Source organism: Sphingomonas asaccharolytica NBRC 15499, assembly GCF_001598355.1.
Lineage (GTDB): Bacteria > Pseudomonadota > Alphaproteobacteria > Sphingomonadales > Sphingomonadaceae > Sphingomonas > Sphingomonas asaccharolytica.
Genome location: NZ_BCYU01000033.1, coordinates 1 through 13,348, shown reverse-complemented (window position 1 = coordinate 13,348; position 13,348 = coordinate 1). Strand labels below are relative to the sequence as shown.

The 13,348-nt window shown below is 65.9% G+C and carries 12 protein-coding genes; 4 read left to right on the top strand and 8 right to left on the bottom strand.

All coding sequences use genetic code 11. From position 1 onward, the window contains the following. The first annotated feature begins 22 nt into the window (after positions 1-22). From SAS01S_RS10740 to SAS01S_RS10730, 3 genes are read left to right on the top strand one after another with little or no spacing between them, the layout of a single operon-like run. Positions 23-3,208 (top strand): efflux RND transporter permease subunit, encoded by a 3,186-nt coding sequence (locus SAS01S_RS10740; RefSeq protein ID WP_066807708.1) that lies wholly within the window; start codon positions 23-25, stop codon positions 3,206-3,208. Next, the gene (locus SAS01S_RS10735; RefSeq protein ID WP_066807706.1) at positions 3,201-4,340 is read left to right on the top strand and encodes an efflux RND transporter periplasmic adaptor subunit; all 1,140 of its coding nucleotides are present in this window, start codon (positions 3,201-3,203) and stop codon (positions 4,338-4,340) included. Before SAS01S_RS10740 ends, SAS01S_RS10735 begins: the two co-directional genes overlap by 8 nt. Further along, positions 4,330-5,733: an efflux transporter outer membrane subunit gene (locus tag SAS01S_RS10730; protein WP_066807704.1), complete on the top strand. Its 1,404-nt coding sequence runs from the start codon at positions 4,330-4,332 to the stop codon at positions 5,731-5,733. The genes SAS01S_RS10735 and SAS01S_RS10730 overlap by 11 nt, the downstream gene beginning before the upstream one ends. A gap of 110 nt (positions 5,734-5,843) precedes the next feature. Here SAS01S_RS10730 and SAS01S_RS10725 read toward each other — a convergent pair whose 3' ends face one another. From SAS01S_RS10725 to SAS01S_RS10700, 6 genes are all read right to left on the bottom strand, one after another. Continuing rightward, entirely contained in the window at positions 5,844-6,944 is a 1,101-nt protein-coding gene (locus SAS01S_RS10725) for a glycosyltransferase family 2 protein (protein WP_066807701.1), read from the bottom strand. Further along, complete coding sequence (gene leuB / locus SAS01S_RS10720; RefSeq protein ID WP_245656838.1) at positions 6,941-7,990, bottom strand: 3-isopropylmalate dehydrogenase; 1,050 nt, start codon at positions 7,988-7,990, stop codon at positions 6,941-6,943. Before leuB ends, SAS01S_RS10725 begins: the two co-directional genes overlap by 4 nt. A gap of 48 nt (positions 7,991-8,038) precedes the next feature. Next, entirely contained in the window at positions 8,039-8,650 is a 612-nt protein-coding gene (gene recO / locus SAS01S_RS10715) for a DNA repair protein RecO (RefSeq protein WP_066807697.1), read from the bottom strand. A gap of 51 nt (positions 8,651-8,701) precedes the next feature. After that, positions 8,702-8,842: a hypothetical protein gene (locus SAS01S_RS23145; RefSeq protein WP_245656836.1), complete on the bottom strand. Its 141-nt coding sequence runs from the start codon at positions 8,840-8,842 to the stop codon at positions 8,702-8,704. Between the two features lie 249 nt (positions 8,843-9,091). Further along, positions 9,092-9,820 carry a hypothetical protein gene (locus tag SAS01S_RS10705; protein WP_066807695.1) on the bottom strand — a complete coding sequence of 243 codons (729 nt, stop codon included), beginning with the start codon at positions 9,818-9,820 and terminating at the stop codon, positions 9,092-9,094. A 90-nt stretch (positions 9,821-9,910) separates the two neighbouring features. Beyond that, on the bottom strand, positions 9,911-10,396 hold the full coding sequence (locus SAS01S_RS10700) for a hypothetical protein (RefSeq protein ID WP_066807694.1): 486 nt from the start codon (positions 10,394-10,396) through the stop codon (positions 9,911-9,913). A gap of 385 nt (positions 10,397-10,781) precedes the next feature. On the opposite strand from SAS01S_RS10700, the gene SAS01S_RS10695 reads away from it, so the two are divergent. Beyond that, positions 10,782-11,585, top strand: coding sequence for an arginyltransferase (locus tag SAS01S_RS10695; RefSeq protein ID WP_066807690.1), 804 nt, complete (start codon positions 10,782-10,784; stop codon positions 11,583-11,585). Between the two features lie 22 nt (positions 11,586-11,607). On the opposite strand, the gene SAS01S_RS10690 is transcribed toward SAS01S_RS10695, so the two are convergent. Then, a complete protein-coding gene (locus tag SAS01S_RS10690) occupies positions 11,608-12,306 on the bottom strand; it encodes a transglutaminase domain-containing protein (RefSeq protein ID WP_066807688.1) in 699 nt (232 codons plus the stop codon). After that, positions 12,306-13,241, bottom strand: a complete 936-nt coding sequence (locus SAS01S_RS10685; protein ID WP_066807686.1) for an alpha-E domain-containing protein — start codon at positions 13,239-13,241, stop codon at positions 12,306-12,308. Before SAS01S_RS10685 ends, SAS01S_RS10690 begins: the two co-directional genes overlap by 1 nt. Positions 13,242-13,348: the final 107 nt, after the last annotated feature.

Here is a 13,348-nt window from a genome sequence, read left to right as displayed (position 1 = left end):
CAGTCGAGCATGGGAATCGCCGATGATCGGAATCGTCCGCATAGCGCTGACGCGACCGCTGACCTTCGTGGTCATGGCCATTCTGATCGCACTCATCGGCGTACTAACCGCGGTGCGGACCCCGGTCGATATCTTCCCCAATATCCGCGTGCCGGTGATCGCGGTCGCCTGGCAATATAGCGGCCTGCCGCCCGATCAGATGTCGGGGCGCATCATCACGCCCTTCGAACGCGTGCTGACGACCACGGTCAACGATATCGATCATATCGAGAGCCAGTCGATGCCCGGCATCGGCGTGACCAAGATCTATTTCCAGCCGGGCGCCGATATCCGCACCGCCACCGCGCAGGTGACCAGCGTATCGCAAACCGTGCTGAAGCAGCTGCCGCCGGGCGTCACCCCGCCGCTGATCCTGAACTACAACGCCTCGACCGTGCCGATCCTGCAGCTCGCTTTGTCGGGCAAGGGTCTGTCGGAAGGCAAGATGTTCGACCTGGCGCAGAACCAGGTCCGCCCCGGCCTGGTCACGGTGCCGGGCGCGGCGATCCCCTATCCCTCGGGCGGGCGCCAGCGCCAGATCCAGGTCGATCTCGATCCCGCCGCGCTGCAATCCAAGGGGCTGTCGGCGCAGGACGTCGGCAACGCCATCGCCGCGCAGAACCAGATCAATCCGGTCGGTTTCGCCAAGATCGGCAGCTTCCAATACAGCGTCGCGCTCAACAACGCGCCGGGGTCGGTCGAGGAACTCAACAACCTGCCGGTCAAGGTGGTGAACGGCGCCACCATCTATATGCGCGACGTCGCGCACGTCCGCGACGGATCGGCCCCGCAGACCAATGTCGTCCATGTCGACGGGTCGCGATCGGTGCTGATCACCGTGCTCAAGAACGGTGCCACCTCGACCTTGGCGATCGTCCAGGGGATCAAGGACGCGCTGCCCAACATCCAAGCGACATTGCCGGGCGCGCTCAAGATCGTGCCGGTCGGGGACCAGTCGCTGTTCGTCAAAGCGGCGGTCGAAGGCGTCATCAAGGAAGGCGCGATCGCCGCCGCCCTCACCTCGGTGATGATCCTGCTGTTCCTCGGATCATGGCGATCGACGGTGATCATCGCGATCTCGATTCCGCTGGCGATCCTGGGCGCGATCATTGCGCTGGCTGCGACCGGCAATACGCTCAACATCATGACCCTGGGTGGCCTGAGCCTGGCGGTCGGCATCCTGGTCGACGACGCCACGGTGACGATCGAGAACATCAATTGGCACCTCGAACAGGGCAAATCGGTGTTCGCCTCGATCATGGACGGCGCGGCGCAGATCGTGACCCCGGCCTTCGTCTCGTTGCTGTGCATTTGCATCGTGTTCGTGCCGATGTTCTTCCTGCCCGGCGTCGCCGGCTTCCTGTTCGTGCCAATGGCGTTGGCGGTGGTGTTCGCGATGATCATGTCGTTCATCCTGTCGCGCACCTTAGTGCCGACCATGGCGAATTATTTGCTGAAGCCGCACGCCAGCGATGTCCACGCCGCCGGAAAGCCCGACTCGCGCAATCCGCTGGTCCGCTTCCAGCGCGGCTTCGAGAGCCGGTTTGAGCGCCTGCGTAAGAATTACGGTGCGCTACTCGAACGCGCGCTTGCCACACCGCGACCGTTCATCATCGGCTTTCTGGCGTGTGTCGCGCTGTCATTCCTGCTGGTGCCGTTCCTGGGCGAGAATTTCTTCCCATCGGTCGATGCCGGACAGATGGCACTCCATGTCCGTGCCCCGGTCGGATCGCGGATCGAGGATACGTCGGCGCAATTCGACCGGATCGAACAGCGCATCCGTCAGATCATCCCGGCGAACGAATTGGTGTCGGTGGTCGACAATATCGGCCTGCCGGTCAGCTCGATCAACACGACCTATAACAATTCGGGCACGGTGGGCCCGCAGGACGGCGACATCCTGATCCAGCTGACCAAGGATCACCGGCCGACCGACGATTATGTCCGCATGCTGCGCGAGCAATTGCCGCATGATTTTCCCGGCTCGACCTTCTCGTTCTTGCCTGCCGACATCACCAGCCAGATCCTGAACTTCGGCGCCCCCGCCCCGATCGACGTCGCGATTTCCGGCAAGGATGGGGACGGCAATGCCGCGTTCGCGCGCGAGGTGCTGCGCCGGATCACCGCGATCCCCGGCGTCGCCGACGCGCGCATCCAACAATCGGCGCGCTATCCGCAGCTCGATGTCGATGTCGACCGCAGCCGGATCGGGCAGTATGGCTTGACCGAGCGCGACGTGACCAACAGCCTGGGTAGTTCGCTCGCCGGCACCTCGCAGACCGCCCCGGTCTATTTCCTCGATCCGGCAAGCGGCGTGTCCTATCCGGTGGTGGCGCAGACGCCGGAATATCAGGTCGGGTCGATCAGCGACCTCGCCAACGTGCCGGTATCGGCCGCGGGCGCAAGCAGCCAGATCATCGGCGGCATCGCCACGATCGGCCGCTCCTACGCACCGACGGTCGTCTCGCACTATAATATCGCACCGGTGGTCAATGTATTCGCCACGACCAACGGGCGCGATCTCGGCGCGGTCGCCGGCGACATCAACAGCGTGCTCAAGGATATGAAGGCGAAGACGCCGAAAGGCACGACCGTCACCTTGCGCGGCCAATATGCGACGATGAATGCCGCCTTCTCCGGCTTGGCCTTCGGCCTGCTCGGCGCGATCGTGCTGATCTATTTGCTGATCGTGGTGAACTTCCAGTCGTGGCTCGATCCGTTCGTGATCGTCACCGCTCTGCCCGGCGCGCTTGCCGGGATCGTTTGGATGCTGTTTGCGACTGGCACGACCTTGTCGGTCCCGGCACTGACCGGCGCGATCATGTGCATGGGCGTCGCCACCGCCAACTCGATCCTGGTGGTCAGTTTCGCGCGCGAGCGGCTGGCGGAGCTGGGCGACGCCACCGCGGCGGCGCTCGATGCCGGCATGGTCCGCTTCCGCCCGGTGCTGATGACCGCGCTGGCGATGATCATCGGCATGTTGCCGATGGCGCTCGGGCTCGGCGAAGGTGGCGAGCAGAATGCCCCGCTCGGTCGCGCGGTGATCGGCGGCCTGATGGTCGCGACTTTCGCCACCCTGATGTTCGTTCCCGTAATCTTCAGCCTCGTCCATCGGCGTCACGCCGAAAAGGCGGACGCGGCCCCCAAGCTGGAGGAAGCCTATGCCTGACGGCGATGGCCCCAATCTGAAACGCACCGGCATCATCGCCGCGGTCGCCGCCATTGCGGTGGTCGGCATCGGCATCGGCACCCGCGTGCATTCGCAAGCCCAACTCGCGACCTGGACGCACGACCAGTCGACCCCGACGGTCAGCGTGATCCATGCCAAGCCGAGCGCCGCGACGACCGCCTTGACGCTCCCCGCGACGCTCCAGGCGCTGCAGAGCGCACCGATCTACGCGCGGACCAGCGGCTATGTCCGCAAATGGTTCGTCGATATCGGCGATCCGGTGCGCCCGGGTCAGTTGCTCGCGGTGATCGACGCGCCCGAGGTGGACCAGCAGCTCGCCGCCGCGCGCGCCGACCTTCAGACCGCGCGCGCCAATCAGCAACTGGCCGCGACCACCGCAACGCGCTGGCAGACGATGCTCGGCAAGGACGCGGTGTCGAAGCAGGAAACCGACGAGAAGGTCGGCGACCTGGCGGCCAAGTCGGCGGTCGCCAACGCGGCGCGCGCCAATGTCGGCCGACTGCAATATCAGCAGGGTTTCACCCGGCTGACCGCGCCGTTCGCCGGCGTGGTGACGACGCGGTCGACCGATATCGGCGCGCTCGTCACCGCGGGCAGCGCCGCCAGCGCGCCGCTGTTCACCGTGTCGGACGTCAGCAAGATCCGCGCCTTCGTGAAAGTGCCCCAGGCCTATTCGGCGCAGGTCCATCCCGGCATGGAAATCGAGCTGAGCCTGCCCGAATATGCCGGCCGCACGTTCAAGGCGGTGATGACGCGGTCAGCCGGCGCGGTCGACACCGGTTCGGGCACCGTCCTGGTCGAACTGCTCGCCGACAATGGCGACCGCGCATTGAAGCCCGGCGCCTATTCGCAGGCGACCTTCCCGATCAGCGGCGCAGGCAATGCCGTCGAGCTTCCCGCTAGCGCGATGATCATCGGCAAGAACGGCACCCAGGTCGCGGTGCTCGGTGCGGGTGGCAAGGTTCAACTCAAGACCGTGACGATTGGCCGCGACCTCGGCGACCGCGTCCAGATCAGCGCCGGCCTGACGCCCGCCGACCAGGTGATCGACAACCCGCCCGATTCGATCCAGTCGGGCGACAAGGTGCAGGTCGCGCGCAGTGGTAAATAGGCCTCTCCTCGCCCTCTCGCTGGCGTTGCTTGGCGGATGTTCGCTGGCGCCGACCTATCAGCGCCCGGCGATCAGTACGCCCGCCACCTTCAAGGAAGGGCCTTGGCAGCCCGCCGGGAGCGATATCGCGCCATCCGGCAAATGGTGGGAAGCGTTCGGCGATCCCGCGCTGACGGCGCTCGAGGAACGGATCGACAAAGGCAATTTCGACCTCGCCGCCGCTTCCGCCCGCTATCAGCAGGCATTGGGCGCAGCGCGGCAGGCGCGCGGCGACCTGTTCCCGCAAGTCGGCGCTTCGACCAGCATCGAGCGCCAGCGTCAGTCGGCCAATCGTCCCAACAGTCCGGGCCGGGCCAGTACTTTCACCGACAAGGCGATCGGCGCCTCGCTCTCCTACGAGCTCGACCTGTTCGGTCAGGTGCGCAACCGCGTCGCCGCGGGCGACGCGTCGGCGAAAGCGGCAGCGTTCGATGTCGACGGCATCCGGCTCGGGCTGCAAACCCAGCTCGCCTCGACCTATTTCGATTTGCGCGGGCTCGATGCGCGGATCACGCTGCTCAAGCAGACGGTCGATTCCTACCAGCGCGCCTTCGACCTGACCGATACGCGTCATTCGGGCGGGATCGCCTCGGGGATCGACGTCAGCCGCGCACAGACGCAATTGTCGAGCGCCAAATCGGAGCTATCGACCGTCGAGATCGACCGCGCGCAGGACGAGCACGCCATCGCCGTGCTGATCGGCGAAGCGCCGGAAACTTTCAGCATCGCCGTTGCCGATCAGCAACCACGGCCGCCGGTGATCGCCGCCGGCCTGCCCTCGACCCTGCTCGAGCGGCGTCCCGACATCGCCGCCGCCGAGCGCCGAGTCGCCGCCGCCAATGCCGATATCGGCGTCGCGAAGGCCGCCTTGTTCCCCAATATCAGCTTGGGTGGCGCGGTGGGCTATGAAGCAGCCGGCGGCAGCTGGCTGAGCGCGCCGAGCACGTTCTGGGCACTCGGGCCATTGCAGGCGGTCCTGTCGATCTTCGACGGCGGCAAGCGCCGCGCCGGGGTCAAGATTGCGCGCGCGCAATATGACGAGGCGGCCGCCAATTACCGCCAGACCGTGCTCACCGCATTCCGCGAAGTCGAAGACGATCTGGCGGCGCAGCGCTTGCTCATCGCGGGAGAAGCGGACCAGGCGGAGGCGACGCGCGCGGCGGAGCGGACGCGCGATCTCGCCTTGACCCGGTATCACGACGGGGCGTCGGACTATCTCGAGGTCGTGCTCGCACAAACGGCGGCTTTGGATGCCGAGCGTGGCCTGTTGCAGTTGCGCGCGCGGCAATTGCAGGTGGCGAGCGATACGTTCCGGGCGTTGGGTGGGGGATTGGGGGCTAGCGCGTCGCGTTGATCCTCGGGCGCGCGGCGCGAAGTGAATTCGCGCCGTCGGTCGGCGCTTTGCGCCGCCGGCCGGGCTCGGCGCCGGGCGCGAAATAGCGGGGCTATTCCAATGCGCCGAGCCTAATACCTCCCCCACACAAACTTGCTCGACAGCGCGTAGTTCCACACCGCGCCGATCAGCACGCCGACCATCGCCGACGCCGCCCAGCCGCTGTCGCGGAAATCGTGCAGGAACCCGGCCACGCCGATATTGGCGACCAACCCCACCGCGCACACCGCGCAGAACGAAATCCAGCCGTCGATCAGCTGGCGCACGCCCTTCAGCCGGCGATCGCGATAGGTCAGCGCGTTGTTGAGGAAGAAATTGCCCGTCATCGCAGCGATGGCGGCGATGATCTGGCTGGTCAGGAAATGCACGTTCAGCACGAACATCGCGAAAGTCAGCACCGCCATGTGCACGCCGACGCCGATCGCGCCGATCGCCGAGAACATCGCAAAACGCACCGGGATGACGCGCCCGAACATGCGGTCGTAGAGCGCGATCAGATATTCCATCGCGACGACGTGATCGAGCTTGCTCTCGCCCTCGGTGCGGACGCGGAACGTATAAGGCAGCTCGCGGAAATGGAGCGGGCGCGGCGACCCGGTCATGATGTCGAGCAGGATCTTGAAGCCGATCGCAGCGAGGCGCGGCGCGAGATTGCGTACGATCTCGGTGCGGATCATGAAGAAGCCGCTCATCGGGTCGCTGAGATCGGCCTCGAGCACATGCCGCGCGAGCCTGGTCGCCAATGCCGATTTGGCGACGCGGTCCTTGTCCCACTCGCCCGTCCCGCCGCCATCGATGAAACGCGAGCCGATCACCACGTCCAGCGTTGGATCCTCGTGCAGCGCCTTGGCCATCGCCGGCAGGATCGTCTCGTCATGCTGCAGATCGCCATCGATCACCGCGACCAAGGGCGCGGCTGTCGCCAGCATCCCTTCGATACAGGCCGAGGACAGCCCTCGCCGCCCGATCCGCTGGATCACTCGTACGCGGCGATCGACCCGGCCCAATTCGCGCGCCGCGTCCGCGGTGCCGTCGGGACTATCGTCGTCGACGAAGATCGCTTCCCAGGCGATGTCCTTCAACGCCTGATGGAGCTTCGCGATCAGCCGCGGCACGTTGCGGCGTTCGTTGAAGGTCGGAATGACGACCGCGAGGTCGAGCAGATCGCTCACAGGCGGACGAGGATCGCGTCGCCCATCGCCGTCGTCGACAGCGTGCCGCCCAAATCCGCGGTGCGCGCGCCGCCCGCAATCGCCTTGCCCACCGCGGCCTCGATCCGGTCCGCCGCTGCCGCCATGTCAAGCGAATGCCGCAGCATCATTGCCGCCGACAGGATCGTCGCGCACGGATTGGCCTTGCCCTGCCCGGCAATGTCGGGAGCCGAGCCGTGGATCGGCTCGTACATCCCCAGGCTCGACCGCCAGCTCGACAGCGAAGCCGAAGGCAGCATGCCGATCGATCCTGCGCACATGCTCGCCTGGTCCGACAGGATGTCGCCGAACAGATTGCCGGTGACGATGACGTCGAACTGCCCAGGATTGCGCACCAACTGCATCGCGGCATTGTCGACATACATGTGAGTCAACTCGATATCGTCATAGTCCTCGGAGACTTCGTTGACGATGTCGCGCCACAGCTGCGACGTTTCGAGGACATTGGCTTTGTCGACCGAGCACAATTTGCCGCGGCGGCGGCGCGCGGTCTCGAACCCGACGCGGGCGATGCGTTCGACCTCGGTCTCGTCATAGCGCATCATGTCGTGTCCTTCGCGCACGCCACCGAGCCCGACGCGCCGGCCCTTCTCGCCGAAATAGACGTCGCCGGTCAGTTCGCGCACGATCACCATGTCGATCGCGCCGGCGATCTCAGGCTTGAGCGGCGAGGCGTCCTCCAACCCCGGGGTCAGCTTGGCCGGACGCAGATTGGCGAACAGGCCGAGTTCGCGGCGCAGGCCGAGGATCGCGGCTTCGGGTCGCAACCGGCGTTCGAGCGCGTCGAATTGCGGATCGCCGACCGCGCCGAACAGGATCGCGTCGGCGCGTTTGGCGAGGTCGAGCGTCGTCGCGGGCAGCGGATTGCCCGCCTGCAGATAGGCCTGGCCGCCGACCGGCGCCTCCTCGAACGTCAGGTCGAGCGCCAGCGCGTCGAGTACGCGGCGCGCTTCTGCGATGACTTCGGGTCCGATTCCATCCCCAGGCAACAAGGCGATCAACGGCACGCGACTTCCTTTCATTCGACGCGCCCGCCTTTGCCGGGACGAGCGCCGTCACGCAACCGCGCGCTTGAGCCTTTCGATCAAGCGCGCACGCGCGGCCAATGCCTCGGCGCGGCGATCGGTCAACAGATGCGTCTCGATCTCGCGGCCCGTCAGCGCCAGCGCGGCGATGATCTCGGGCCAGCCGGATTCGCCGCTCACCGCCGGCGACTGGCCGACGCCATAGCCAAGCTCTGCCAGCAGCAGATCCTCATACCGCACCAATGCCACCGCCCAGCCGCGCGCGGCGGGCGCTGCCTCGATCGCGCCGATCATGCCATCGAGCGCGCCGTAGAGCCGCGGATAAGGCTGGCTTTCAGGCAGCGCGATTGCGGTCAACGCGGTCACCCATTCGAGCGCGGCGCTCGCCAGCGGTTCGGAATAAAGCGGGGCGCGGCTGTGGATCAATTCGACCGTCAGCCCGGCAAGCTGATCTTCGGTCCGCGCCCGCCACTCCCCCACAACGAGATTGGCCGGCTGCAACACCGGCCGCAGCGCCCGCGACCGCCCGCCGCGCACATAGCCCGCGATCATCCCCGCCTCGCGCGTCAGGCAGCGCACCACTGCATTATGCTCGCCATGCTGGCGGACCGACAGGACCAAGGCTTGCGCGCGGAGATGCATGACGGCGGGGTAGAGCGAGCCAGCGGATCACGCCAGCCCGGTGAGCACTCGCTAAAGCCGCCGTGTCGTCCATTGCGGATGGCCATCGGGCGTCATCTCGATGTCGTTCACCTCGATCGGGTCGCTGCCGGTCTCGATCCACCCGGCGCCCAGACATCGCTCGCAGATCGTCCGGATGCAACGAAAGCTCACAAGATCGATCTCCGCATTCCACTGCCCATGGCCCTGGCAAACCGGGCATATCGCGTCGAGGCTACCGTTGCGTGGCAGGAGCGGAACGTTGTCGAACGCGTGCGGGCTGTCCGGTCCCAGGCAAGCGACAGTATTGCTAGCGTGCGGCATCAATCTTCCCGTCGGCAGGAGCGTGGCAACCGGACTTACCGATCCGCTGAATAGTCGGAAAGCCAATGTTCAGGCTGGCGACGACGTTCCCCACGGCGATCAAGGCACGGTATAATCGCTGCAGTCGGGCAGCGCAGCGTCCGGCACATATTGGGCACTCGCCGCGTCGAAGCGAAAGACGCGCTTGTAGGTGCAGCGCGGATCGTCCTGCCAGATCAAGTCGGCCTTGCGCAGCGGCGGCAATGTCGTCGAATCCCCCTCGCGCGACACGCCGCGCGGGTAATGCGAGGCGGCCATGCTGAAGCGGAGCGTCGGCAGCCCATCCATGGCCGATGTCGCGACGGCGAGCGCGCCGACGAAGCGATATTCGTCGTGACAGGCGCCGGCGCGGTGCTTGACGTCCTTTTCATCGAAACAGGCGCGGATCATCAGGCTGCCGCCCTCGGGTACCCTCAGCACGAGCTTCGGCTCCTTGCCGGGGTCGACCAGCGCCAGCATGTGCTCGGTCGCGCTGCCGCCACCGCCCGAATAGGAGGATTGGCGCGTCGCCAGCACCCCGACCAGCAAGCGAGCGTCGCGCAGGCGGAACACGGCGGGCATCGGCGCGAGCGACAGGTCACCGCTGTCGGTATCGGGAGACCAGCTAGCGATATCCTTGCCGTCGCGCGTGACGGTCAGAACCCCTGGGTCGGAGACATGGATGCAGATAGCGGCATCGGCCGTACACAGCGTGCCAGCCTTTCCAGCCCCCTTCAGCGGTTCGAACCCCGCATAGGCAGCGGTCGTTGCCGCCGCGCCGAGCAGAATGGCGATCATCGCGCCGATCATGGCAAGCCTTCCAAGCGTTGGGATGCCGCCATAGCGGCACCGCCGGGAAAGCGCGAAGCGCGTTCTGCCTGCGGCCCGTTCGGTCGCCCGTTATTCCACCGCCGGCCGCAGCACCGGTCCCGTCGCCCGCCGGCCGATCTCGTTCACATCGTCGAGCGCCTGGACAAGGTCGCGATAGCGCGGCTTGTCGCGGCTCTGCTGCATCAAGGTCACGGTATGGACGCGGCCGTTGACGCGGCGGGCCAGCGCGCAGTCGATGCCGTCCATCACATAAGGCTTTTCCGGCGGCACCGTGCGTTGCTCGAAGCGCGCGAAATCGAGTTCGCGCCAGATCTTGGTGACCTCCGCCTTGGTCGCCCGCGCACGCAACACGCCATCCGACCGACGGGTCACTTTCATCACCTGACCATTGGCTAGGATCCGCGTCTGTTCATAGCGCCCATCGAACCCGCCGGTGCAGACGCTTTCGACATAATCGATCCCGCGCGGTGCGAACGGAAGAACGGGTTGCACGCGCTGCGCCGTCGCGGGGATGGCAAATGGGACGATCAGGGCGGCAATCAACAAGCGACGCATCACTATCTCCTTCGAGTCCCTTGCAGCTACGCTGAGGCGGTGCCGGCCCGCTCCCCCACCCGCCACCCATAGAATACCCTGTTGGGTGGCCGGGTGGGGGAGCGGGCCGGTGCCGCAACCGTTTCAGCTCTGCTGAAACAGAGTCGCCGCGATTAACCGCGACTCCCTGAACCGAAGCTTGCGACAAAACGAATCGGAGCAGCGACGAGCCGCCTTGCAACCGCGAGTCGCGAGGTCGTATTCTGTCGTTGCAAGGCGGTTCGTCGCATTCTGGTGAATCATTAACCACCTTTCTTGGTAAAGCCGCTTTTCATCACGCCCCGCTCGATTCATAGTGCGTTCCCAGAGGCCGGATGGACCGGCGTCCGAGGGGACATATTCGTCGGTGACCGCGCCATTTCGTTTTCCGCGCTTTTTCGTGACGTCGCCGTCGCCGTGTCCCTATTTACCGGGCCGGCAAGAGCGGAAGGTCTTCACCGAACTCAACGGCCCGCACGCCAGCGAACTCAATGACGCGCTTGGCCGGATCGGTTTCCGCCGCAGCCAGTCGGTGGCCTATCGCCCGAGCTGCGCGGGATGTTCAGCCTGCGTCTCGGTCCGCGTCGTCGCGCCCGAATTCAAACCCAATGCGAGCCAGCGCAAATTGCTGCGCCGCCATGCCGATGTCGAGATCACCGCCTGCAATCCCTGGGCAACCGACGAGCAGTTCCAGTTGCTCCGCCGTTATCTGGGCGCGCGCCATCCCGGCGGCGGAATGACGATGATGGACGACAGCGATTATGCCGACATGGTCGAGCAATCGCCGGTCAATTCGGTGGTCGTCGAATATCGCGAACCGAGCTTGCACGGCGAGCGCGGCCGGCTAGTCGGTGCGTGTCTGACCGACCAGCAGGCCGACGGCCTGTCGATGATCTACAGCTTCTTCCTGGCCGACGAGGAAAGCCGGCCGGGCTTGGGCAATTTCATCATCATGGACCATATCCTGCGCGCGCGCGCTGCGGGCCTGCCCTATGTCTATCTCGGTTATTGGGTGAAGGGATCCGCGCGCATGGCGTATAAGACGCGCTATCGGCCGATCGAAGTACTCGGCCCGTCGGGTTGGTCGCTGCTCGAGGACGAAGACGCGAATTACGCTCCGCCGACGCATCCGGCCGAACAGGCGCTGGCGATTAGCGGCGAGTTCGTCTGAAAGCCCTGCCCTGCGGGAAGTGCTAAAGCCTAATCCGGCCCCCAATCACCGTTGCCACGCCGCTCAAATCGATCGCGCTGGCGACCCGCGCATGATCCTCGCCTGCGGACAGGCCGATGGCGGGGTCGAAGCCCACCCAACCGACATCGGCGACATAGGCCTCGGCCCAGAAATGCGGTGTCGCGCCGCCATCGCGGGCGAAATAGCCCGACACGCATCGCGCCGGATAGTTCAAGCGCCGCGCGGCCGAGACGAACATCGCGGCCAGCATGTCGGCATTGGAATCCTCCGCGCGCTGGTGGAGCGCCACGTTGAGGAGATGCAGGCGATCGATATCGCCCTCCGCTTCCTCGACCGCGTCGATCACGAGCGCGGCAAGATCAGGCGCCTCCGCATTGCCGGACGATTGGCGCAGAAACAGCGACGGTGGCAAGGGTTCGGGGTGCGCCGCGCTGAGGATACCGCTCGACGGACCCGTGAACACTTCCCCGCCGACATGGATCTCGATCCGGTCGAGCGGACCGTCGGCGTAGAGCATCGTCAGCACATTGCCGTAACCGTCGCGCCCGATATTGAGTCGGGCGTCGCGATCTGGACCGATCCGCCAGCCGGCGACCGTCTGGTCGTGATTGTCCTCCGGCGTGACGCGCAGCGCCAGGGTCACGCGAGGTAACGAAACGGGGAAGTCGACGACGATCGTGTGATCGACCGCGATCCGCATCAGGCGAACTTGAACTGCCGGCCGATCGCGAAATGCAGATCGGCATTCTCGGCGAGGAAGGTCTCTAGATACTGGTGCAGCCCTCCGACGATCACATCGGCCGACCGCGTCTTCATCATCCTGGCATGGCGGCCGCGCGCCATACGGTCGGCCTCGCCATGGTGACCGGTGCGCTTGGCAAGCAGCGACAGCAATTCGACCGATTCCTCGACCGAGGCGGCCAGGCTGCGCGGCAATTCGTGACGTGCGATGAGCAAGTCGATGACATTGGCCGGCGATAGCCCGTCCGAATAGAGCCAGCGATAGGCAGTCACCGCCGACACCGTTTGCAGGATGGTGGTCCATTGGTCGCGATCGACCACGCCGCCGACCGTTTCGTCCTCGGGCAGCAAGATATGGTATTTGACGTCGAGCAGGCGCGCGGTGTTGTCGGCGCGCTCGATCGCCTGGCCGAGCCGGATGAACCAGGTCGTCTGATTGCGCAGCATGCGATGGATCGCGCCTTCGAACCCGCGCGTCTCCGCCTTGACTGCCTCGGCCAGGTTCAAGGTCGCGGTGGCGCCGCCGGGCGACGAGCGGCTGTCGAACAACAACCAGGCGCGATTGATCCCGGTCCAGGCGTCGCGGGTCAGCGCGGTGCGCACCGCGCGGGCATTAGTCCGCGCCTTGTCGAGGCAGCGCACGATCGATCCGGGATGGCTGGCATCGAGCGTCAGGAAGCGCGCCACCGCCTGCTGCCCGATTGTCGCGCCCGAGGATTCGAACGCTTCCTGCGCGTCAATCACCGCCAGCGCGCTGGCCCAGGCGACTTCGCCCGCGGGACGCGGGGAGAGGACGTCGAGACGGACTGTGGCTTCGACCAGGCGGGCGATGAAATCGGCGCGCTCGACGTAGCGGCCGAGCCAGTAGAGCGAGGATGCAGTGCGGGAGAGCACTTAAAAATTCCTCCCCGGCACGGGGAGGGGGACCGCGCGGCGCAGCCGCGTGGTGGAGGGGGCCCGCGACCAACAAGCAACAAGCCAGGAGGCGGCCGAAGGATGGG

Bases quoted from the DNA above. Each gene is read 5' to 3' on its own strand.
- SAS01S_RS10690 (WP_066807688.1), bottom strand. From the start codon at position 12,306: ATGCGGATCGCGGTCGATCACACGATCGTCGTCGACTTCCCCGTTTCG.
- SAS01S_RS10700 (WP_066807694.1), bottom strand. From the start codon at position 10,396: ATGCGTCGCTTGTTGATTGCCGCCCTGATCGTCCCATTTGCCATCCCC.
- recO (WP_066807697.1), bottom strand. From the start codon at position 8,650: ATGCATCTCCGCGCGCAAGCCTTGGTCCTGTCGGTCCGCCAGCATGGC.
- SAS01S_RS10705 (WP_066807695.1), bottom strand. From the start codon at position 9,820: ATGATCGGCGCGATGATCGCCATTCTGCTCGGCGCGGCGGCAACGACC.
- SAS01S_RS10735 (WP_066807706.1), top strand. From the start codon at position 3,201: ATGCCTGACGGCGATGGCCCCAATCTGAAACGCACCGGCATCATCGCC.
- SAS01S_RS10740 (WP_066807708.1), top strand. From the start codon at position 23: ATGATCGGAATCGTCCGCATAGCGCTGACGCGACCGCTGACCTTCGTG.